Origin of the sequence: Streptomyces cyaneochromogenes, assembly GCF_003963535.1 — a bacterium.
GTDB classification, from domain to species: domain Bacteria; phylum Actinomycetota; class Actinomycetes; order Streptomycetales; family Streptomycetaceae; genus Streptomyces; species Streptomyces shaanxiensis.
Genome location: NZ_CP034539.1, coordinates 4,831,732 through 4,853,613, shown reverse-complemented (window position 1 = coordinate 4,853,613; position 21,882 = coordinate 4,831,732). Strand labels below are relative to the sequence as shown.

At 70.2% G+C, this 21,882-nt stretch carries 18 protein-coding genes and 5 tRNA genes; 11 read left to right on the top strand and 12 right to left on the bottom strand.

What is annotated here, in order from left to right:
• Position 1: 1 nt before the first annotated feature.
• Both EJ357_RS21910 and EJ357_RS21905 read left to right on the top strand, forming a co-directional pair.
• Positions 2 to 484 (top strand): protease inhibitor I42 family protein, encoded by a 483-nt coding sequence (locus EJ357_RS21910; protein WP_175647473.1) that lies wholly within the window; start codon positions 2 to 4, stop codon positions 482 to 484.
• Between the two features lie 26 nt (positions 485 to 510).
• On the top strand, positions 511 to 906 hold the full coding sequence (locus EJ357_RS21905) for a hypothetical protein (RefSeq protein WP_126393288.1): 396 nt from the start codon (positions 511 to 513) through the stop codon (positions 904 to 906).
• Positions 907 to 970: 64 nt separating this feature from the next.
• On the opposite strand, the gene EJ357_RS48375 is transcribed toward EJ357_RS21905, so the two are convergent.
• Both EJ357_RS48375 and EJ357_RS21890 read right to left on the bottom strand, forming a co-directional pair.
• Positions 971 to 1,657: a hypothetical protein gene (locus EJ357_RS48375; protein ID WP_175647472.1), complete on the bottom strand. Its 687-nt coding sequence runs from the start codon at positions 1,655 to 1,657 to the stop codon at positions 971 to 973.
• A 44-nt stretch (positions 1,658 to 1,701) separates the two neighbouring features.
• Positions 1,702 to 2,247: a hypothetical protein gene (locus EJ357_RS21890; protein WP_126393285.1), complete on the bottom strand. Its 546-nt coding sequence runs from the start codon at positions 2,245 to 2,247 to the stop codon at positions 1,702 to 1,704.
• A gap of 517 nt (positions 2,248 to 2,764) precedes the next feature.
• On the opposite strand from EJ357_RS21890, the gene EJ357_RS21885 reads away from it, so the two are divergent.
• The 4 genes from EJ357_RS21885 to purM all read left to right on the top strand — a co-directional run bounded on the left by EJ357_RS21885 (position 2,765) and on the right by purM (position 7,131).
• Positions 2,765 to 3,565 (top strand): maleylpyruvate isomerase family mycothiol-dependent enzyme, encoded by an 801-nt coding sequence (locus EJ357_RS21885; protein ID WP_126393284.1) that lies wholly within the window; start codon positions 2,765 to 2,767, stop codon positions 3,563 to 3,565.
• Positions 3,566 to 3,636: 71 nt separating this feature from the next.
• Entirely contained in the window at positions 3,637 to 4,410 is a 774-nt protein-coding gene (locus tag EJ357_RS21880; RefSeq protein WP_126393283.1) for an META domain-containing protein, read from the top strand.
• Between the two features lie 61 nt (positions 4,411 to 4,471).
• Positions 4,472 to 6,001, top strand: a complete 1,530-nt coding sequence (gene purF / locus EJ357_RS21875; RefSeq protein ID WP_126393282.1) for an amidophosphoribosyltransferase — start codon at positions 4,472 to 4,474, stop codon at positions 5,999 to 6,001.
• 62 nt (positions 6,002 to 6,063) lie between these two features.
• A complete protein-coding gene (gene purM / locus EJ357_RS21870; RefSeq protein ID WP_126393281.1) occupies positions 6,064 to 7,131 on the top strand; it encodes a phosphoribosylformylglycinamidine cyclo-ligase in 1,068 nt (355 codons plus the stop codon).
• A 106-nt stretch (positions 7,132 to 7,237) separates the two neighbouring features.
• On the opposite strand, the gene EJ357_RS21865 is transcribed toward purM, so the two are convergent.
• Together EJ357_RS21865 and EJ357_RS21860 are read right to left on the bottom strand one after the other, a co-directional pair.
• Positions 7,238 to 7,495 carry a DUF3073 domain-containing protein gene (locus EJ357_RS21865; RefSeq protein WP_126393280.1) on the bottom strand — a complete coding sequence of 86 codons (258 nt, stop codon included), beginning with the start codon at positions 7,493 to 7,495 and terminating at the stop codon, positions 7,238 to 7,240.
• A gap of 340 nt (positions 7,496 to 7,835) precedes the next feature.
• On the bottom strand, positions 7,836 to 8,924 hold the full coding sequence (locus EJ357_RS21860; protein WP_126393279.1) for a Leu/Phe/Val dehydrogenase: 1,089 nt from the start codon (positions 8,922 to 8,924) through the stop codon (positions 7,836 to 7,838).
• 220 nt (positions 8,925 to 9,144) lie between these two features.
• On the opposite strand from EJ357_RS21860, the gene EJ357_RS21855 reads away from it, so the two are divergent.
• Positions 9,145 to 9,987: a hypothetical protein gene (locus EJ357_RS21855; protein WP_126393278.1), complete on the top strand. Its 843-nt coding sequence runs from the start codon at positions 9,145 to 9,147 to the stop codon at positions 9,985 to 9,987.
• A gap of 578 nt (positions 9,988 to 10,565) precedes the next feature.
• Positions 10,566 to 10,772, top strand: a complete 207-nt coding sequence (gene bldC / locus EJ357_RS21850) for a developmental transcriptional regulator BldC (protein WP_003949541.1) — start codon at positions 10,566 to 10,568, stop codon at positions 10,770 to 10,772.
• A gap of 495 nt (positions 10,773 to 11,267) precedes the next feature.
• Here bldC and EJ357_RS21845 read toward each other — a convergent pair whose 3' ends face one another.
• From EJ357_RS21845 to EJ357_RS21815, 8 genes are all read right to left on the bottom strand, one after another.
• Complete coding sequence (locus EJ357_RS21845; protein ID WP_126393277.1) at positions 11,268 to 11,462, bottom strand: DUF6274 family protein; 195 nt, start codon at positions 11,460 to 11,462, stop codon at positions 11,268 to 11,270.
• Between the two features lie 288 nt (positions 11,463 to 11,750).
• Positions 11,751 to 11,825 (bottom strand) — tRNA-Asp (locus tag EJ357_RS21840).
• A 93-nt stretch (positions 11,826 to 11,918) separates the two neighbouring features.
• Positions 11,919 to 15,899, bottom strand: a complete 3,981-nt coding sequence (hrpA, locus tag EJ357_RS21835) for an ATP-dependent RNA helicase HrpA (protein WP_126393276.1) — start codon at positions 15,897 to 15,899, stop codon at positions 11,919 to 11,921.
• Positions 15,900 to 16,036: 137 nt separating this feature from the next.
• A tRNA-OTHER gene (locus tag EJ357_RS48370) sits at positions 16,037 to 16,134 on the bottom strand.
• A 174-nt stretch (positions 16,135 to 16,308) separates the two neighbouring features.
• Positions 16,309 to 16,382 (bottom strand) — tRNA-Phe (locus EJ357_RS21830).
• A 22-nt stretch (positions 16,383 to 16,404) separates the two neighbouring features.
• Positions 16,405 to 16,479, bottom strand: a tRNA-Asp gene (locus EJ357_RS21825).
• 37 nt (positions 16,480 to 16,516) lie between these two features.
• Positions 16,517 to 16,589: transfer RNA gene (locus EJ357_RS21820), tRNA-Glu, on the bottom strand.
• A gap of 80 nt (positions 16,590 to 16,669) precedes the next feature.
• Positions 16,670 to 18,241: a metallophosphoesterase family protein gene (locus EJ357_RS21815; protein WP_126393275.1), complete on the bottom strand. Its 1,572-nt coding sequence runs from the start codon at positions 18,239 to 18,241 to the stop codon at positions 16,670 to 16,672.
• A 94-nt stretch (positions 18,242 to 18,335) separates the two neighbouring features.
• Between EJ357_RS21815 and EJ357_RS21810 the strand changes: the two genes are divergently transcribed.
• The 3 genes from EJ357_RS21810 (at position 18,336) to EJ357_RS21800 (ending at position 21,736) form a co-directional block, all read left to right on the top strand.
• A complete protein-coding gene (locus EJ357_RS21810; RefSeq protein WP_188142321.1) occupies positions 18,336 to 18,686 on the top strand; it encodes a metallopeptidase family protein in 351 nt (116 codons plus the stop codon).
• Positions 18,687 to 18,796: 110 nt separating this feature from the next.
• Entirely contained in the window at positions 18,797 to 19,342 is a 546-nt protein-coding gene (locus EJ357_RS21805; RefSeq protein WP_126393274.1) for a hypothetical protein, read from the top strand.
• A 243-nt stretch (positions 19,343 to 19,585) separates the two neighbouring features.
• On the top strand, positions 19,586 to 21,736 hold the full coding sequence (locus EJ357_RS21800; RefSeq protein ID WP_126393273.1) for a DEAD/DEAH box helicase: 2,151 nt from the start codon (positions 19,586 to 19,588) through the stop codon (positions 21,734 to 21,736).
• Positions 21,737 to 21,882: the final 146 nt, after the last annotated feature.

The following is a 21,882-nucleotide window of genomic DNA, read 5'->3' as shown; positions in this document are numbered from 1 at the left end:
CGTGCGCATACGCACCGCCCTCGCGGCGCTCCCCCTCGTGGCTCTCGCCGGCTGCGGGCTGACCGGACCAGACTCGTACGGCACCGACGAGCGGAAGGTGACCGTCGACGCAGGCGACGAGTTCACTCTGGAGGTGCCCGCCAGCCCTTCGCTCGGCGAGAACTGGTACCTGGCCGAGCCGCGGCCGGACTCGGCCGTGCTGCGCTACGAGAGCAAGGGCGAGGACTACGAGGGCGGCGACAAGGGTGTCACCGGCGCCGGCGGTGGTACCCAGCAGTTCGAGTTCACCGCGGTGGCCCCCGGCAAGACCACGGTGAAGCTGCTGTACTGCCCGCACGGGCTGTGCCACAGCGCGGCCGAGGTCACGGCGAGCCCGTCCCCCGGGGTCAGCGCATCGCCTCCGGTCCTGACGGCGGCCGAGACGGACACCCCGGACGACAACGACAACCCCACCTACTACCTCTACACGATCACCGTCACCTGATCGCCGCGCAGCCGAGGAACCCCACCATGCCGCCCACCCCCGCCCCCCGTACCGACGACGAGCTGATCGCGGCCACCGACATCGGCACCCTGCTGCTCTACGGGCTCACCCGGGACGCCTTCCACACCGCTCTGTTCGGTGACGGTGCCGTCGCGGCCGCCGTCACGCTCGACCGGCTCGGGGTGCTGCCGCGCTCGGTGGCGTTCCTCGCCGACACGGTGCGGGCCGGCGGCGTGCGGTACGTCGCCGAGCTGTCCGAACCGCTCCCCTCGCCCGAGGCGTCGCAGGTGCTGCGCGGCTGGCTGCGGACCGCGGCGGACGTGGCGGCCGGTCCGGACGCCGAGAACCGTGTCGCGCGCTGGCTGGACACCGTCGCCGAACTGATCGGGGCGCGCCGGGATTCCCGTACGCCCCACCAGTAGTTACGGGTTCCACGACGTGTGAGGGCCCCGCCTGTCTCCACGGGCGAGGCCCTCACACATGTGCTCAGACCTCGATGCGGACCTGCGCCTGGGTGACGAGCCCGGAGACCCGCAGGGCGTCGGTGACGATCTCCAGCACCCAGATCGCGGTATCGAGGGACCATTCCCGCAGCCGGCACAGGATCCGGGTGCCGTCGTGGTCGAAGCGGGCGGCCTCCCCGGCCCGTTCCCGGCAGGCCGCCACGACCGCGGCGGCCTGCGCCGGGTCGGCGATCGCGTCGACGCTCACCGCGCACTCCGCGCGCCCGGCCGGGTCGGCAAGACCGGCCCAGGTCGCGGCGTACGCCAGGTCACGTCCGGCGTCGACCGCCTCGTACACCGGAACGCTCACCTCGACTGCGTCGACGTCGAACGTGCCGACACGCGAGAGGGACTCGGCGACGACGCGGCCCAGCGGCGTGAGCGGCACGCGCTGACCGGCCGGTGCCTCGGCGCAGTCGACCTGGATCCAGGCGATCTCCCGGGCCTCGCCGTCCTGCGTCCAGTCGCCGCCGGCGTCGTTGTGGCCCCACCGCGCCCCGCCGAGCCCGTGCCCGAAGTCCGCCCAGCCGTAGGCGGTCGTGCGGGCGACGGCCAGGGAGAACAGGTCCTCCTCCAGCCGTCCCTCACGGTGTGCCGCGGCGAGCCACGGGTGCAGGGTCAGCCGGCCGTGCACGCGCATCACCAGGGACGCGGGGAAGCCGTCGCTCATGCCGTTACTCCAGCGGGAAGACCGTCACTCATGGCAGTACTCCATCAGAAGCCGCACCACAGCGTGGCGGCCTTGGTGCTGACCTTCTCCGGCGAGTCGGCGACGCCGATGATGTCGACGTCGATGATGCTGCGCCACTCGGTCTTCTGGATCAGGTTGGTGCAGGTCTTGCGGGCGGTGGCGCGCTTGCCGGCGCCGCCGCCGGACTTCACGGTCTTCGAGCCCGTGGCGACGTCCTTCCAGCCCGAGGTGCCGTAGGGGCGGGCCTGGAGCGTCACCGTGACCTTGGCCTTGGTGCCGGGGCCGCTGATCTTCTTCCACCAGCCGTGGCCGGAGGCGGTGGGCGGCGGGGTGGAGGAGACGTGGACACGGTCGCCGTCGGTGATGAACACCCCGGCGGACGGGGCGCGGTGCTGCTGAAGGGCCTGTGCCCCCTCGCCGGTACGTCCCTCGGCGGGCGCGGCGACGAGCCGGTCCGTGGAGGTGTCGGCCGCCGCGGAGGCGTCGGCCGCGTGGGCGGCGGGGACGGCGGCGAGCAGCAGGGCGGCCGTCGAGAGGCCGGCGGCGACGGCACGGTTGCGTACGAACAAGGTTTTCCCCCATGTGTCGACGCGGGGGCAGAGCATGCGGACGCGCCTGACGCGCCACAGCGTTCCCCCGCTGGTCATCAAGTTGCCCCGGAGAGAAGCGGATTGGTCGGATCCGCCCGTCCTGGGCGCGGCCACTGTAGGCGGGGCGTCGACGCGGGCGCCATGGCATTCGATCACCGGATCGGCCGGAAATGATCTGTCCGGCTCCGGGGAGGTGCGCCAGGAGGAGGCCGGCCGTTTTCGTCAGCGTGTTCGAGTTGGCCGAAATGTTTCGATCTGGGCGGCTGGAGGGGCGGCAGCGGCCGGTGGGCCGCCTCCGCCTCCGCCTCCGCCTCCGCCCGCGCCGGCCGGCCCGCCCTGCACACCCTCAGCGTCCCCTACTCCTACGAGGACGTGATCAAGCCCCGCCTCCGCTCCCTCTTCAAGGCCTACGTCGACGACATCGCCGCCCGCCGCCACTGCACGAACATCAGGTTCCCGGCCGCGTCCACGTTCACCGCCAACTAGGCTCGCCGCCATGCCTCCGGCCAAGAAGCGCGCCCGTACCTACGACCCGGCCAAGATCCGCACCGCGGTCCTCACCCAGTTCGGGAACGTGCGGCAGGCCGTCCGCACCCTCACCGCCGAACAACTCGCCCTTCCCACCCGCCTGGAGGGCTGGACCGTACGGGACCTGGCCGCGCACGTGACCATGGCCGTGGAGACCGTCAGCCACAACCTCGACCGCGACGAGCCGGCGGCGAAGCAGGGACTGACCCTCCTGGAGTGGCCCTTCACCACCGCCGGGCGCGCCGAGGGCATCGCCGACGACACCCAGACGCTCGCCACGGAAAACCCCGACCTCGACGCCCTCTACACCCGCACCGAGGAACGCGTCACGCACAGGCTCGCGTCGGCCCCCGGCGACCGCCTCATCGGCAGCCGCACCGGCGCCATGACCCTCGCCGACTTCCTGGTCACCCGCACCGTCGAACTCGTCGTCCACACCGACGACCTCAACGCCGCCGTCCCCGGCCTCGACATCCCGTACGACCGCCAGGCGCTCGCCGCCTGCACCCGTCTCCTCGCCGACGCGCTCGCCTCGAAGGCGCCCGGCGGCTCGACCGAGGTGCGGATCCCGCCGTACGCCGTCGTGCAGTGCGTCGAGGGGCCGAGGCACACCCGGGGCACCCCGCCCAACGTCGTCGAGACCGACCCACTGACCTGGATCCGGCTCGCGACCGGCCGGGTGGGCTGGCAGGACGCCGTGGCGGAGGCCAAGGTGAGCGCGAGCGGGGAGCGGGCCGACCTGGGCGGGTTGCTGCCGCTCATGGGGTGACCGGCGACAAGCGGAACCGAGCGGAACCGGTCCGGTGTCCCTCCCGTCCCACCGGCATGGACACACTCGGCATGGACAAACCGCAGCGACTGGCCGCTCTCGCCGCACTCACCCTCCTCCCGCTCGCCGTGGCCTGCGGCGGTGAGAAGGCGGGCAGTGACACCGTCGGCGCCGGGGCGGCGGCCTCCGTCACCGGCGTCCACTGGGCCGTCGACGACCTCACCGTCGACGGGAAGAAGAGCGCCGCGCCGAACAGCGCCTGGCTGCGCATCGCCGACGGCGGCGAGGTCAAGGGCAACCTGGGCTGCAACAACTTCGGCGCCGACGCCGCCTTCGCCGACAGCCACGTCACCTTCGACAAGGTGGAGGCGACCGAGATGGCCTGCGAGGGCGTCGCCCCGGACTTCGAGACGACTCTCGCCCGCACCCTCGCCGACGGCGACCTCAGCACCGAGGTCAAGGGCGACAAGCTCACCCTCACCACACCGGACGGCGACCGGGTCGCCCTCACCAAGCAGGAGGCCGCCCCGCTCAAGGGCACGAAGTGGACCATCACCAGCCCCGACGCCGACGGCAAGGCCCACCTCACCTTCGACGCGAAAACCGGACAGGTCAGCGGCAGCCTCGGCTGTAACAAGGTGAGGGCGACGGCGACGGTCAGCGACGGCCGTATCACGCTCGGCACCGCGTCCACCACGCGAATGATGTGCGACACCTCACTCATGAATACGGAGAAGACCCTCCTGGAGCTCTTCGACGGCACGGTGAAGTACGAGGTGAATCACCGCAACCTCACTCTGACCAGCGAAAACGGCGAGCGCGTGAACGCGGCCGCCGCCGAGTGATCCTTTACGGTCGCGTATCCCCAATTCGGACCAGTGGTCGATCTCGCCTACACTCGGAGCCGTGCCACGTGGTGACGGTCGACTCAATCACGATCTGCTCCCCGGCGAGAAAGGCCCCCAGGACGCGTGTGGCGTCTTCGGTGTCTGGGCTCCGGGCGAAGAGGTCGCAAAGCTCACGTACTTCGGGCTCTACGCCCTCCAGCATCGGGGCCAGGAATCCGCGGGAATCGCGGTCAGCAACGGCTCCCAGATCCTCGTCTTCAAGGACATGGGCCTCGTTTCCCAGGTCTTCGACGAGACCTCTCTCGGTTCGCTCCAGGGTCACATCGCGGTCGGTCACGCCCGCTACTCGACCACCGGTGCCTCCGTGTGGGAGAACGCCCAGCCGACGTTCCGCGCCACCGCGCACGGCTCGATCGCGCTCGGCCACAACGGCAACCTCGTCAACACCGCCCAGCTCGCCGAGATGGTCGCCGACCTGCCCAAGCAGGAAGGCGGCCGCACTCCGCGCGTCGCGGCCACGAACGACACCGACCTCCTCACCGCGCTGCTCGCGGCCCAGGTCGACGAGGACGGCAAGCCGCTGACCATCGAGGAGGCCGCCCACACGGTCCTTCCGCAGGTCAAGGGCGCCTTCAGCCTCGTCTTCATGGACGAGAACACCCTCTACGCCGCCCGCGACCCGCAGGGCATCCGCCCGCTGGTCCTCGGCCGCCTGGAGCGCGGCTGGGTCGCCGCGTCCGAGTCCGCCGCCCTCGACATCGTCGGCGCCAGCTACGTCCGCGAGATCGAGCCGGGCGAGTTCGTCGCCATCGACGAGAACGGCCTGCGCACCTCCCGATTCGCGGAAGCGAAGCCCAAGGGCTGTGTCTTCGAGTACGTGTACCTGGCCCGCCCGGACACCGACATCGCCGGCCGGAACGTCTACCTCTCCCGCGTGGAGATGGGCCGCAAGCTCGCCAAGGAAGCCCCGGTCGAGGCCGACCTGGTCATAGCGACCCCGGAGTCCGGCACCCCGGCCGCCATCGGCTACGCGGAGGCGAGCGGCATCCCGTTCGGTGCGGGTCTGGTGAAGAACGCGTACGTCGGACGTACGTTCATCCAGCCCTCGCAGACGATCCGCCAGCTCGGCATCCGCCTGAAGCTGAACCCGCTCAAGGAAGTCATCAAGGGCAAGCGCCTGGTCGTCGTCGACGACTCCATCGTGCGCGGCAACACCCAGCGCGCCCTGGTCCGCATGCTCCGCGAGGCGGGCGCCGCCGAGGTCCACATCCGGATCTCCTCGCCGCCGGTGAAGTGGCCCTGCTTCTTCGGCATCGACTTCGCCACCCGCGCGGAACTCATCGCCAACGGCATGACGATCGATGAGATCGGCACCTCGCTCGGCGCCGACTCCCTTTCGTACATCTCCATCGACGGCATGATCGAGGCGACCACCATCGCCAAGCCGAATCTCTGCCGCGCCTGCTTCGACGGCGAGTACCCGATGGAGCTCCCCGACCCCGAGCTGCTCGGCAAGCAGCTCCTGGAGACGGAGCTGGCCGCCGGCCCGGCCGCCACGGCCGCCGCCGACGCGATCCGCCGCCCGTAAGCGGCCCGTGCTGTGCTTTTTTAAGAAACGCCTGCCGTACGACACGAAGGTTCTCTACTGCCATGTCTGAGACAACTGGTGCCAGCTACGCAGCCGCGGGCGTCGACATCGAGGCGGGCGACCGCGCGGTCGAGCTGATGAAGGAGTGGGTGAAGAAGACCCAGCGCCCCGAGGTCCTCGGCGGCCTCGGCGGTTTCGCCGGCCTCTTCGACGCCTCCGCCCTCAAGCGCTACGAGCGCCCCCTGCTCGCCTCCGCCACCGACGGCGTCGGCACCAAGGTCGACATCGCGCGCCAGCTGGGCGTCTACGACACCATCGGCCACGACCTGGTCGCCATGGTGATGGACGACATCGTGGTGTGTGGCGCCGAGCCGCTGTTCATGACCGACTACATCTGCGTCGGCAAGGTCCACCCCGAGCGGGTCGCCGCCATCGTCAAGGGCATCGCGGAGGGCTGCGTGCTCGCCGGCTGCGCCCTGGTGGGCGGCGAGACGGCCGAGCACCCGGGTCTGCTGGGCGCGGACGACTTCGACGTGGCCGGCGCCGGTACGGGCGTGGTGGAGGCCGACCGCCTGCTGGGCCCCGATCGCATCCGTACGGGTGACGCGGTGATCGCCATGGCGGCGTCCGGGCTTCACTCGAACGGGTACTCGCTGGTCCGCCACGTCCTGCTGAACCAGGCCGGTCTCGCCCTGGACGCACAGATCGACGAACTCGGCCGCACCCTCGGCGAGGAGCTGCTGGAGCCGACCAAGATCTACTCGCTGGACTGCCTGGCCCTCACCCGAACCACGGACGTGCACGCGTTCAGCCATGTCACCGGTGGCGGTCTGGCCGCCAACCTGGCCCGGGTGATCCCGGACGACCTGCACGCGATCGTCGACCGCACCACCTGGACCCCGGCTCCGATCTTCGACCTCGTCGGCAAGACCGGTCAGGTCGAGCTTCTGGAGCTGGAGAAGACCCTGAACATGGGCGTCGGCATGATCGCGATCGTGCCCGAGGAGTCCACCGAGGCGGCGCTGGCGACGCTGGCCGACCGCGGGGTCGAGGCGTGGGTCGCCGGCGAGATCACGGACAGGGGCGACCACGAGACGGGCGCCGCGATGGTGGGCTCGTACTCGAAGTAGGAGCGCCGCCCGAGGATGCCCGGGCGGCAGCACGAAACCCGGTCCAGTGCCGAAGCCCCGGACCGGGTGAAGTGCAGTTGTGACGGGAACTGCGAAGCGCGCTAGGTCAAGCGCCGCGACGCTGCGACGTGGGACCGGACTCGTCGTCCTCTTCGTCCTCGTCGTCGTCGTTGTACAGATCCGCGTACTGCGCGTACGGGTCGTCGTCGTCTTCGTCGTCCTCGAACGGCTCGCCGTTCGGCGGCTGGTTCGAAGTCGAAGCGCCCAGCTCGTTGGCCAGACGCGACAGGTCAGTCCCGCCGCTGTTGTACTTCAGCTGGCGGGCGACCTTCGTCTGCTTGGCCTTGGCCCGGCCGCGCCCCATGGCTCGACCCCCTCGGTGACGGGGCTCGACGGCCCCAGAGTCTCGACACGCGTTCATGATCTGGAACGGACTCTCCGTGGAGAGGCCGGTCCGTAGGGCTTCCACGGTACCTGAGCCCGCGCCCATACGGTACGTCGCCCGCAGCACGCGCGTGTGCCCAGGACCTTCGAGGCGCCCCGTCCTCGCTGGTCAACCGCGATTTTAACCACTTCTTGGCGGTCGACCCGCCGGTAGAAGTGAGAGTTCTCTCCAACTGCCCACCCGCGGGTACCGGCCAAACCCGTGTTATTGGGTTCCGGCCGGGTCCGTTTTCGGATTCCGGCCGGAACCGTTCCACTTCTCAGAGCGCCCGGCGTGCCTCCGCCATCCGCTGCTCGGCGATCCGGTCGGCCGCGGCGGCCGGCGGAATCCCGTCCGTCTTCGCACGAGCGAATATGGCCAGCGTGGTGTCGTAGATCTTCGCAGCCTTCGCCTTGCACCGGTCGAAGTCGAAGCCGTGCAGCTCGTCGGCGACCTGGATGACACCGCCGGCGTTCACCACGTAGTCGGGCGCGTAGAGGATCCCTCGGTCGGCGAGGTCCTTCTCGACGCCCGGGTGGGCGAGCTGGTTGTTGGCCGCGCCGCACACCACCGTGGCGGTCAGCGCCGGCACGGTGTCGTCGTTCAGGGCCCCGCCGAGCGCGCAGGGGGCGTAGATGTCGAGGCCCTCGACGCGGATCAGGGTCGCGGTGTCGGCGACGGCCGTCACCCCGTCCGGGTGCGCCGCGAGGATCCGGCCGACGGCCTCCTCGCGGACATCCGTGATGACGACCTCGGCGCCCTCCGCGCGCAGGTGCTCCACCAGGTGGTGGCCGACCTTGCCGACGCCCGCGATACCGACCTTGCGGCCGCGCAGCGACGGGTCGCCCCACAGGTGCTGTGCGGAGGCGCGCATGCCCTGGTAGACGCCGAAGGCGGTGAGCACGGAGGAGTCGCCGGCGCCGCCGTTCTCGGGGGAGCGTCCGGTCGTCCAGCGGCACTCGCGGGCCACGACGTCCATGTCGGCGACGTACGTACCGACGTCGCACGCGGTGACGTACCGGCCGCCGAGCGAGGCCACGAACCGGCCGTAGGCCAGCAGCAGCTCCTCGCTCTTGATCCGGTCCGGGTCGCCGATGATCACGGCCTTGCCGCCGCCGTGGTCGAGACCGGCCATGGCGTTCTTGTACGACATCCCGCGCGCGAGGTTCAGCGCGTCGGCGACGGCTTCTTCCTCGGTCGCGTACGGGTAGAAGCGCGTACCGCCGAGAGCGGGGCCCAGCGCGGTGGAATGGATGGCGATGACGGCCTTGAGGCCGCTGGCGCGGTCCTGGCAGAGCACGACTTGCTCATGACCCCCCTGGTCCGAGTGGAACAGGGTGTGCAGGACGCCGTGTGTTACGTCGGTCACTGTGGTGACTCCTGAGTACTGGCGGCGATTGGAGCGAGCTCCCGTACGGGTGGCGGGGGCTGTGAGCATGAGATTAGACCCGTTGGCGCCCGTCCAACCCGCAGTGCTCAGGATCACCTACTCGCGGAGTAAGGCCGTGCGACGATTTGCATAGATTTCCCGCACGTTTGTCAGCGGGTTTCGCAGGTTTTCCTGGCAGACGGCGGGGGAGGGAGCAGGCGTGCCCAAGGTGTCCCCGGTGATCGTCCCGTACGCGACCTATCTGCGCGTCTACGAGCCGCTGGCCGCCTTCCCGGAGCCGGAGCGCGGCCACTGGGACCGCTACGCCCGCCGCCCCGACCGTCCGTCGTACCAGGACGAACTGCGCCGCTCCCTCGCCGACTTGCTGCCCACCCCGCCCATCCCGGTGCCGGTGCACGAGAGCAGCGACGCCTTCGTCACGGAGGTCGACGGGGTGCTGTGCGTGTGCCCGTGGCGCACCCGGCTGCGCGGCTGGCAGGCGCTCGGAGAGCTCCCCGAGGAGCTGCCGAAGCCGGTGCTGGACGCGGCGCTGCCGGAGGTCGTACGGCACCAGGCGGCCCAGGACTACGAGCGCTGGCTGGCCCGCAACCCGGACGCGCGGCCGTGGATCCGCACCGCGGCCTGGCAGGTGCCGCTGCACTGGTTCGTGCTGGTGTCGGACGAGGAGCGGCGCTTCGACAAGGGCTCGGGCGACATCCCGCCGATGCTGCGCTACCGGACTCCGATGGTGCAGGCCCGGCGGCGGGTGGCGCGGGCCCTGCGGACGCTGAAGGACGCCATCGACGAGGGGCCGCTCATCGACGGCCTCGTGGACGTCGGGCGCTGGCTGGAGGAGTTCCACCCGCGCTCGCTGGTCGAGTTGGACTACGGCGGCCTGGTGCACACCCTGCCGGCCGGCGATCTGGAGGACGACCACTCGGCGGCCGACGTGGCCGCCGGCATCGAGGCGCTGCGACACGGTGACGGGGCGGCCGCGGGGGCGGCTTACGCGCGGCTCGTGGAGCGGTGGCGGGCGGTGCGGGACCGGCGCTCGGCGAACTGAGCCGGGCCAGTGTGACCTGACGCACTGCGTCCGGTGTGATCTGACACACTGTGTGACGTAACGAACTGGCGTTTGACGGGGCGCCCGTTTTGGGGTTTCGTGCTCGCTCTGAGGTTCTTGATGCCACGTCAACAAGGGACGTAGGGCCCGATCCGGGCGTATGTATCAAGGATGCGTCAACGCGCGTAAGCGTGACGGACCGCACGTACGCGGCCCTTGCGCCCCTAACCCCTCCTCGTGCCAAAATAGGACAAGGAGTCCGGGGAGGGCTCCATCTCGACATTGCACGCTATGGGGGGTCTTGAGACTCCTGCACGCCACTGTGACTGATCGTCACAGTGGCGTGACTGTCCGCTATGGCATGGTCCATCGGCTTCCGTCGCTGATGAACACCTGGGAGGGCAATTCCATCGGTTTGGCCGACGCGGCTGGACAGATGGTGTAGTTGTAGTGCCGAGGACAAGCCGTTCGTCCTATAACCGACTCGACTCGTGTGCGCCATTTCGGGCAACGCGGGTCAAGGTGCAGAATTTAGAGGAAAGAACCGAGAAGGTTCGGTTCTCCCGAGGAGGCCGCTCATGACCGCTCGCACCCCTGATGCCGAGCCGCTGCTGACCCCGGCTGAGGTCGCCACGATGTTCCGCGTCGACCCCAAGACGGTCACGCGGTGGGCGAAGGCCGGGAAGCTTACTTCCATCCGTACGCTCGGCGGACACCGCCGCTACCGCGAGGCTGAGGTCCGCGCGCTGCTCGCGGGCATCCCGCAGCAGCGCAGCGAGGCCTGAACAACTGCATAACCGGGCAAACCGGCGGTTCCCCCAACTTGCCGTGGCGCCCGAACTCTAGCTCCAAGCGACGCGGGTTCTGCCCCAACAGAGCCCACGCCCAAGCCGATCAGAGCTTCGCAGGCACGCAACAAGGGTGCGTCGTAGATCGCGCTGGACTCCGCCGGGTCCAGCGCGATCTTTTTTGTGTGCGGAGCGTGTGCCGGCCGTCCTCCTGTGGGGAGGCTTGTCGGAGTCTGGGGAGGGGGGTCGGATCTCCTGTGGAGTCGCTCTGGGTGGTTGCTGAGCGTGTGCGGGTCGATCCCCGTCAGTTGGTGCAATTGCACATATTAAATTGACCAGTTGTAGGTGGGGTGTAAGTACCGCGCTTCCGGAAACTCATGCGGTGACACCCGTCACATACCGGGGAGCTTGTTGTCATCGACCCAAGTGCGCTAATGGGGTTCTCGGGTTCCAGCACCCCATGCCCGCACGGGAGTTGGCATCCCGCGAGGCTCACGCGGTGGAAGCGGTTTCGTCCTCGCTGACCTCGTCCGGAGCCGTCTGGACGGGGCGCGGGGCGGAGTCCATCGCGAGCCGCAGCAGGCGGTGGCAGATCGGGCAGTGGCGGGTCAGGTGGCGGTACGAGGTGGCGGCCGACAGGTGGGCGCGGAGCAAGGCCCGCGTTTCGTGCCTAGCCGATGCCGCCATGCGCCACCTCCGGGGAGCCGTGCCGGGAAGAGCCCTGATTTCTGGGTACCGAGCGAATGTGACTCCGTCAAGGTGGCGTGGGGCTCCGCCGGGCGCGGCTGTTTGTGTGCCCGGCGCCTTGGCGGGTGCCCGGTGCTGTGGTGGCCGTCGCTGGGGGCTGCCGCCCCCAGACCCCCGCTTCGGCCCTCAAGGGCCTCGTCCTCGAGGGCGCCTGCCCTGCGAGACTCCTACTGCCGGACATGAAGAAGGCCCGCGTCCCTCGACGGGAGCGGGCCTTCTGCTTCACTGCGGTCCTGACGGGATTTGAACCCGCGGCCTCCACCTTGACAGGGTGGCGAGCACTCCAAACTGCTCCACAGGACCAGATTTCGCTGCGCCATTCGTGCGTTGCGCTGCGAGAAGAGACTGTACAGGAGGGTGAGCCCCCGGTCGAACTCACCCAGCGTACACGCTCCGTTACGGGGCGAGCGTGTCGATCGCCTTCACGATCCGCTTGTCGGAGATGGGGTACGCCGTGCCCAGCGCGTGGGCGAAATAGCTGACGCGGAGCTCCTCCAGCATCCAGCGGACGTCCAGGACCTGCTGCGGCACCGGGCGGCCCTGCGGCATCTGTTCCAGAAGCCAGGCGTACTCGTCCCGCATCTCGTGGACCTTCTCCATGCGCGTCGTGTCGCGCTGGACGTTGGTCGGCATCTGCTGGAGACGGCGGTCCACCGCGATCAGGTAGCGCATGAGGTCGGGCAGGCGCCGCAGACCGGCCTCGGTCACGAATCCGGGCTTCACAAGGGCGTCCAGCTGCCCTCGCACGTCCGTGAGGTTCGGGAGCAGGGCGGGGCTGCGTACGGCCTTCAGGCGGCGTTCAGCGGCCTGCCAGGCGGCGAGGACCTGCTGCACCTGGCCCACCGCACGGACCGTCGTGTCGACGATCTCGGCGCGCACCTTGTCGTACAGCTTCCGATACGACTCCTCGTCCCACGCCGGCCCCCCGAAGTCGCCGATCAGCCTGTCCGCGGCCGCCATCGCGCAGTCGTCGAACAGGGCTTGGATGGAGCCGTGCGGGTTGGCGGACAGCGCCAGCTTCTGGGCGTTCGTGAGCTTCTCGGACGCGAACTTCGCCGGGTTGACCGGGATGTTGCGGAGGATCAGCCGGCGCGTGCCCTTCCACATCGCCTGCTGCTGCTCCGCCTCCGTGTCGAAGAGGCGGACCGACACCGTGTCGCCGTCGTCGACCAGCGCCGGATACGCCTTGACCGGCTGGCCGGCGCGACGGGTCTCGAAGACGCGGGTGAGGGAGCCGATGGTCCAGTCGGTCAGGCCCTTGCGCTCCAGGGACTCGCCGCCCTCGCGGGAGGCGGTGGCCGCCGCGGCCTGCGAGAGGGCCTGCCGTGCCTTCGGCTTCAGACGGAGCTTCAGGGTCTCCAGGTCCTTGTCCTCGGCCAGCTTGCGACGGCGCTCGTCGACGATCCGGAAGGTGATGCGCAGGTGGTCGGGGACCTTGGGCCAGTCGAAGTCGTCGGCGGTGAAGGGCACTCCGACCATGCGCTTCAGCTCGCGCGCCATGGTCACCGTCAGCGGCTCCTGCAGCGGCACCGCCGTGTCCAGGAACCGCTGCGCGAAGTTCGGCGCCGGCACGTAGTTGCGGCGGATCGGCTTCGGGAGGGAACGGATCAGCTCCGTCACCAACTCCTCCCTGAGGCCCGGGATCTGCCAGTCGAAGCCCTCGTCCGTGACCTGGTTGAGGACCTGGAGCGGGATGTGGACGGTCACGCCGTCGGCGTCCGCGCCCGGCTCGAACTGGTACGTGACACGGAACTTGAGCTGCCCCTGCCGCCACGAGTCGGGATAGTCGGCCTTGGTGACCGCCGCCGCCGACTCCCGGATGAGCATCTCGCGCTCGAAGTCCAGGAACTCCGGCTCCTCGTGCCGCTTGTGCTTCCACCAGGAGTCGAAGTGCGCGCCGGAGACGACGTGGTCGGGGACCTTCTGGTCGTAGAAGTCGAACAGCGTCTCGTCGTCGACGACGATGTCCCGGCGCCGGGCCCGGTGCTCCAGCTCCTCGACCTCGCTGAGGAGCCTGCGGTTGTCGGCGAAGAACTTGTGGTGCGTGCGCCAGTCGCCCTCGACCAGGGCGTTGCGGATGAACAGCTCGCGGCTGGCCTCGGGGTCGACGCGGCCGTAGTTCACCTTGCGCTGGGCGATGATCGGGACGCCGTACAGCGTGACCTTCTCGTACGCCATCACCGCCGCCTGGTCCTTCTCCCAGTGCGGTTCGGAGTAGGTGCGCTTGATCAGGTGCTCGGCGAGCGGTTCGACCCACTCGGGCTCGATCTTCGCGTTGACGCGGGCCCACAGGCGGCTCGTCTCCACCAGCTCCGCCGACATCACGAAGCGCGGGGGCTTCTTGAAGAGGGCCGAGCCCGGGAAGATCGCGAACTTGGCGTTGCGGGCGCCGAGGTACTCGTTGCGGCCGCCCTCCTTGCGGGCGCCGCCCGGGCCGGAGTCCTTGGACTCCTTCACGTCCTTCATGCCGATGTGCGAGAGCAGGCCGGCGAGGAGGGAGACATGGATGCGGTCGGCCGGGGCGTCGTCCTCGCTGAGGTGGATGCCCATCTGCTTGGCGACCGTGCGCAACTGCGAGTAGATGTCCTGCCATTCGCGAATGCGCAGGAAGTTCAGGTACTCCTGCTTGCACATCCGGCGGAAGGACGACGATCCGCGTTCCTTCTGCTGCTCGCGGACGTAGCGCCAGAGGTTGAGATAGGCGAGGAAGTCGCTGGTCTCGTCCTTGAAGCGGGCGTGCTGCTGGTCGGCCTGGGCCTGCTTGTCGGCCGGGCGTTCGCGAGGGTCCTGGATGGAGAGCGCGGCCGCTATGACCATGACCTCGCGGACACAGCCGTTCTTGTCGGCCTCCAGGACCATGCGGGCCAGGCGCGGGTCGACGGGGAGCTGCGCGAGCTTGCGGCCGGTGTCCGTGAGCCGCTTGCGTACGTCCTTCTGCGTCGGGTCCAGCGCGCCGAGCTCCTGCAGGAGCTGCACGCCGTCGCGGATGTTGCGGTGGTCCGGCGGGTCGATGAACGGGAACTTGTCGATGTCGCCGAGCCCGGCCGCGGTCATCTGCAGGATGACGGAGGCGAGGTTCGTCCGCAGGATCTCCGCGTCCGTGAACTCCGGGCGGGCGAGGAAGTCGTCCTCGGAGTAGAGGCGGATGCAGATGCCGTCCGACGTACGGCCGCAGCGGCCCTTGCGCTGGTTGGCGCTGGCCTGCGAGATCGCCTCGATGGGCAGCCGCTGCACCTTGGTGCGGTGGCTGTACCGGCTGATCCGGGCGAAGCCGGGGTCGATGACGTACTTGATGCCCGGGACGGTGAGCGAGGTCTCGGCGACGTTGGTCGCCAGAACGATCCTGCGCCCGGTGTGGGGCTGGAAGACGCGGTGCTGCTCGGCGTGCGAGAGGCGGGCGTAGAGGGGGAGCACCTCGGTGAAGCGGTAGTTCTTCTTCACCAGCGCGTCGGCGGTGTCCCTGATCTCCCGCTCTCCCGAGAGGAAGACGAGGATGTCGCCCTTGCCCTCGCCCTGGAGCTCCTCGACGGCATCGCAGATCGCGGTGATCTGGTCGCGGTCTGCGTCGTCGGAGTCCTCTTCGAGGAGCGGCCGGTAGCGCACCTCGACGGGATACGTCCGCCCGCTGACCTCGATGATCGGCGCGTCGCCGAAATGCCGGGAGAACCGCTCGGGATCGATGGTCGCGGAGGTGATGACGACCTTGAGATCGGGACGCTTCGGCAGCAGCTGCGCGAGATACCCGAGCAGGAAGTCGATGTTGAGGGACCGCTCGTGGGCCTCGTCGATGATGATCGTGTCGTAGGCGCGCAGCTCGCGGTCGGTCTGGATCTCGGCGAGCAGGATGCCGTCGGTCATCAGCTTGACGAAGGTGGCGTCCTGGTTCACCTGGTCGGTGAAGCGGACCTTCCAGCCGACGGACTCGCCGAGGGGCGTGTCGAGCTCCTCCGCCACCCGCTCGGCGACGGTGCGCGCGGCGATGCGGCGGGGCTGGGTGTGGCCGATCATGCCGCGTACGCCGCGGCCCAGCTCCATGCAGATCTTCGGGATCTGCGTGGTCTTTCCGGACCCGGTCTCACCGGCGACGATCACGACCTGGTGGTCGCGGATGGCGGCCGCGATCTGGTCCTTCTTCTGGCTGACCGGCAGCTGTTCGGGGTACGTCACCACCGGTACGCGCGTGCGGCGGGTGGCGATGCGTTCCTCGCCCTTGGCGATCTCCGCCTCGATCTCGGCGAGCACGGCGGCGCGCGCCTCCGGCTTACGGATCTTGCGCGCACCTTCGAGCCGCCGACCGAGCCGGTGCGCGTCGCGCAGGGAGAGCTCGCTCAGGCGGGGGGCCAGGGGGCCGAGGGCGGGGGCAGGGTGCGTAGACATACGCGATCCAGGATCTCATCCCGGCGAAAGAAGGGTCGAACCCTTTTGTGCCGGCCCCCGCGCACGGTCTGGTCCGACACGGAAACGGCCCCACCGAAGATCTTCGGTGGGGCCGCGTGCCCTGGTGAGGGCTGCGGTGGCTGGGGCCGGGGTCGAACCGGCGACCTTCCGGCCGCGGCGCAGCCGCAATCCGATACGGCCAGGTGGACGCTGGTGCCAACTGAGCTACCCAGTCATGAGGCTTCGAGAAGCCTCAGCGGTCCTGACGGGATGTGCTGTACCCGATTGCGGCTGCGCCGCGGGCGCGGCCTCCGCCTGGGCGGGGTAGCGAGTGGGGTGGGTGCGGGGATATGAGAACACCCCCTCGGGGAGGTCCCTGAGGGGGTGTTCGCCCTGGTCAGGGCTGCGGTGGCTGGGGCCGGGGTCGAACCGGCGACCTTCCGCTTTTCAGGCGGACGCTCGTACCAACTGAGCTACCCAGCCATGAGGCTTCGAGAAGCCTCAGCGGTCCTGACGGGATTTGAACCCGCGGCCTCCACCTTGACAGGGTGGCGAGCACTCCAAACTGCTCCACAGGACCAAGCGATGCGTACGACAGTGTCGCACACCGTACTGCGTGCCCCCAACGGGATTCGAACCCGTGCTACCGCCTTGAAAGGGCGGCGTCCTAGGCCGCTAGACGATGAGGGCTATCGGCCCGCCTGGGCGCTTCTCAGCGCGTCGGGGACGTGAGAAGCATATGGGATGGCGGGAGGTATCGCCAAAACGGTTTACGGGCTGGGGGTGGGGGAGGTGACGGACGGGCTGGGGGAGCCCGTCGCGCCCGGCTGGTTCTCCTCGGGGAGGTGGCGGCGTACCTCCGCCGTCGTCAGGCCCAGGCCGCCCAGTTCGATCTCGTCCCAGGCCTGCAGGCGGCGGGTGTCGCGGTCGAAGTAGAGGATCGACGTCTGGATGGGGTCGGGGTGTTCGCCCTCGATCGCGCGCAGTCCGCTGCCGCCCGTGGAGCCCTCGATGCGCAGGCGCGTGCCGTACGGCAGGACCTCCATCTCCTGGTGGTGGAGGTGGCCGGCGAGGGCCAGGGGGACCTCGCCGTCGGTCTGGCGGGCGGCCACCGGTTCGTGGGCGACGGCCACGTCGACGGGGGTGCCGGCGGCTTCCTGGTCGCGCAGGGACGTGGCCAGGCGGGCGCCCGCCAGTTCGTTGGCCGCGTCGCCGCCGGGGACCTGGGAGCGGTCGGGGGTGAACTGGGGGTCGCCGATGCCCGCGAAGCGCAGGCCCGCGATGGTCTTCGCCTTGCCGTCGTCCAGGACGTGGACGTTCTTCAGGTCTTCCAGATAGCGCTGGGTGACGCGGGAGTCGTGGTTGCCGCGGACCCAGACGTAGGGGGCGCCGAGGTCCTCGATGGGGTCCAGGAAGCCGTTCTCGGCGGCCGTGCCGTGGTCCATGGTGTCGCCGGAGTCGACGATCACGTTGACCTTGTACTGGTCGACGAGCGAGGCGATGATCTTCCAGCTCGCGGGGTTGAGGTGGATGTCGGAGACGTGCAGGACACGGATGGTGCTCGGGTCCGGGGCGTACGCGGGGAGCGTGGACGTGGCGTCGTAGAGCTTGGTCACGTTGGTGACCAGGCGGGCCAACTCCTTCTGGTAGACGTCGAATTCGGTGACGATGCTGCGTGCGTTGCCGACCAGGGACGGGGCCGAGGAGAGCAGGCCCGAGAACCTCGGCTCCAGGACCGACTCGGGGTTCCAGGTGGCGAACGCCGTGCCTCCGGAGGCGGCCAGGAGGGTGAGGGCCAGGCCGCCGGCCGCGAGGGCCCGGCGGGGGCGGCGGTAGACGGCGAGGCCCAGCGCGGTGGCGCCGGAGACGACGGCCACGCAGCTGCGTACGGCCAGGTCGCGGGTGCCGTGGGCGACGTCCTGGGAGACCTCGTCCTGGAGGCCGGAGAGACGTTCGGGGTGGTCGACGAGGGCCTGGGAGCGGGCTGCGTCCAGCTGGTCGACGTTGACGTCCAGGCGCACGGGGGCCACGTGGCTGTCGAGTTGGAGGGCGCCGAGCGGAGAGACGTTGATCTTCGTGCCGCCGGTGAGGGAGGGGCGCAGGGTCATCGTCGTGTCCATGGGGCCGACCGGGACGCGCACGTTGCCGACGATCAGCAGGCCGAGCCAGGTGCCGACGAGGGCGACGGTCACCAGGCCCAGGGCGCGTGTCCAGGGGTGCGGCTGGGACACGAGTTCCGGGGTGGGGTGCGGGCGGCGGTTGGCGTAGCGGCGGGCCAGGGCGTGTGGGGCCCTGGGGAGGTGACCGAGGGCCTTCAGGACTGCGGCGGGGACGCGGGCCATTGGTCCCGTATGCCCAGGCGCCGGGATGGATATGCGGGGCCGTTGGCGGCTCCTGCCCCGCGGCATCCTGGGTGTCGTACCCGACAATGGGCCTGTGCTGGAGATGACGCGCGAGGAGTTCGAGGAACTGGTCGCCGAGGCGCTGGACCGGATTCCGCCGGAGCTGACGCGGCTGATGGACAACGTCGCGGTGTTCGTCGAGGACGAACCGCCCGCGGACGATCCCGAGCTGCTCGGGCTGTACGAGGGAACGCCGCTGACCGAGCGCGGGGAGTGGTACGCCGGGGTGCTGCCGGACCGGATCACGATCTACCGGGGGCCGACGTTGCGGATGTGCGAGTCGCGGGAGGAGGTCGTCGAGGAGACCGAGGTGACGGTGGTGCACGAGATCGCGCATCACTTCGGGATCGACGACGAGCGGCTGCACGCGCTCGGGTACGGGTGAGCGAGCGCCGGTCGTGCCGGTGTGAGGCTCTGTCGCGGAGCGCGTGTCCTCTTGTGGGCGGCGGGAGTTGGGCAGGTTGACTTCTTCGCCCGCCCTTGGAGGTGGCTCGCGTGCGCCCCTTGTACGTACCCGTCCGTCTGGCCGCCACGGTCATGGCCGTCGCCGCTGCCGCCGGCTGCATGAGCGTGGGCGACGACGGCGGAGGCGGGAGTGCGAAGCCGTCGCAGTCGGCCGGGCAGCGGGGTGGTGAGGCGCCCGACGGGGGGTCGGCCGTGTCCGGCGGTGGGGCCGGGGACGGGGCCCATGCGGAGGGCGGCAAGCGGGAGCGGGGCAAGGACAAGGACGGCAAGGGCGCGCGGAAGAAGAAGGCCGGCGAGTCCGCGGCGCCCTCGGCCTCGCCGTCCGCGGAGGTGAGCGCGTCCGCTCCGGCGGGGGGCAAGCCGGGGCGGCCGGGGGAGAGCCAGCAGCCGGGACCCACGCGTACGGCCGAGCCGACGCCCACCCGGACGGCGGATCCCGAACCGACGCCGACCGAGCAGCCGACGTCCGCCACGCCGACACCCACGCAGGCCGAGCCGTCGTCGTCGGCGCACCAGGAGACGGGGCCGCAACTGGCCCAGCGGGAGCCGGCGCCGGCCGCGGGGGCACCGGCGTGAGGCAGGGCCGGCGGGGCGGTCATACGTGACGTTGCCTACACGGGTGGCCGTCGGTTTGCCTTGGGGGGCTGGGGGTGCGTATGGTGGTAGATCGTTTGATCCCATTTGCCCGGCGCCACCGCAGAGCGCGCCGTGTGGCGCGTACTCTCCCTTGCCGTGGCTGACCGCATTGAGGCGGTCGTATTGCGAATCACGGAGTTGACGGGCGCGTGCCGACGAGACTCCGGAAGGTTTCGCATACGCATGTCCATTTCCAGTACTGATCACGTCGTCGTGCCCGAGAACGGCGAGAACGAGCAGGTCGAGGAGACCCCCACGGTCACCTTCGCCGACCTCGGTCTCCCCGAGGGCGTCGTGCGCAAGCTCGCGCAGAACGGCGTGACCACCCCCTTCCCGATCCAGGCCGCGACCATCCCGGACGCCCTGGCCGGCAAGGACATCCTGGGGCGCGGTCGTACCGGCTCCGGCAAGACGCTGTCGTTCGGTCTGCCGACGCTGGCCCGTCTCTCCGGCGGCCGCACCGAGAAGCACCGTCCGCGCGCCGTCATCCTCACCCCGACCCGGGAGCTCGCGATGCAGGTCGCGGACGCCCTCCAGCCCTACGGCGACCAGCTCGGCCTGAAGATGAAGGTCGTGTGCGGCGGTACGTCGATGGGCAACCAGATCTACGCCCTGGAGCGGGGTGTGGATGTGCTGGTCGCCACTCCCGGCCGCCTCCGCGACATCATCAACCGCGGCGCCTGCTCGCTGCAGGACGTCGAGGTCGCCGTGCTCGACGAGGCCGACCAGATGTCCGACCTGGGCTTCCTGCCCGAGGTCACCGAGCTGCTGGACCAGGTTCCGGCGGGCGGTCAGCGAATGCTGTTCTCCGCGACCATGGAGAACGAGATCAAGACCCTCGTCGACCGCTACCTGACGGACCCGGTCCTTCACGAGGTCGACGCCGCCCAGGGCGCGGTGACGACCATGTCGCACCACATCCTGATCGTGAAGCCCAAGGACAAGGCGCCGGTCACCGCCGCGATCGCCTCCCGCAAGGGCCGCACCATCATCTTCGTCCGCACCCAGCTGGGCGCCGACCGAGTCGCCGAGCAGCTGCGCGAAGCCGGCGCCAAGGCCGACGCGCTGCACGGCGGCATGACGCAGGGCGCGCGGACGCGGACGCTGGCCGACTTCAAGGACGGGTACGTCAACGTCCTCGTCGCGACCGACGTCGCCGCGCGCGGTATCCACGTCGACGGCATCGACCTGGTGCTGAACGTCGACCCCGCCGGTGACCACAAGGACTACCTGCACCGGGCCGGCCGTACGGCGCGTGCGGGGCGTACCGGCACGGTCGTCTCCCTCTCGCTGCCGCACCAGCGCCGCCAGATCTTCCGGCTGATGGAGGACGCGGGCGTCGACGCCTCGCGCCACATCATCCAGGGCGGCAACGCCTTCGACCCGGAGGTCGCCGAGATCACCGGCGCCCGTTCGATGACCGAGGTGCAGGCCGAGTCCGCGGGCAACGCCGCCCAGCAGGCCGAGCGTGAGGTCGCCCAGCTCACCAAGCAGCTGGAGCGGGCGCAGCGGCGTGCCGTCGAGCTGCGTGAGGAGTCCGACCGGCTCGTGGCCCGCGCGGCGCGTGAGCGCGGTGACGACCCGGAGGCCGCGGTGGCCGAGGCGCAGGCCGCGGTGGCCGAGGCCGCCCAGGCCGTCGAGGTGGCCGTGCCCGAGCAGCCGGCGGCGCAGGACGTCGACCGGGCGGAGGCTCCGGCGTACGAGCGTCGTGAGCGTCGGGACAACGACCGTGGCGGCTTCCGCCGGGACGACCGCCGGGACGACCGCCGGGACGACCGGGGTGGGCGTTCCTTCGAGCGTCGGGACAACGACCGCGGTGGGTTCAACCGTGACCGTGGCGACCGTGGGTTCGAGCGTCGGGACAACGACCGTGGCGGCTTCCGTCGCGACGACCGTCGCGATGACCGGGGTGGGCGTTCCTTCGAGCGTCGGGACAACGACCGCGGTGGGTTCAACCGTGACCGTGGCGACCGTGGGTTCGAGCGTCGGGACAACGACCGTGGCGGCTTCCGTCGCGACGACCGTCGGGACGACCGCGGTGGCCGTACCTTCGACCGTGACCGTGGTGGCCGTTCCTTCGAGCGCCGCGACGACCGTGGCGGCTTCCGTCGCGACGACCGTCCGTCCGGCCGTCCCTTCGAGCGCCGTGACGAGCGCGGTGGGCACCGTGGCAGCGACCGTCCGTTCAACCGCGACCGTCGTGACGACCGTCCGGGCTTCCGCTCCGGCGGCCACGAGCGTCCCTACGGCCGCCGTGACGACCACCGCGGCAGCACCGGCGGCTCGTCCTTCGGGCGCCGCGAGGACAAGCCGCGCTGGAAGCGCAACGGCTGACGCCGAGTGAGTGAGCGAAGCGCCGTGGCCCCTTCGGGTCACGGCGCTTCGCTGTGCGACGGGTGTGGGTCGACTGTAAGATCAGCTCACTTTTGAGGGGGGTGCGACGGCCGGGCCGGGGGCATCCGAAGCAGATCTGACGCAGC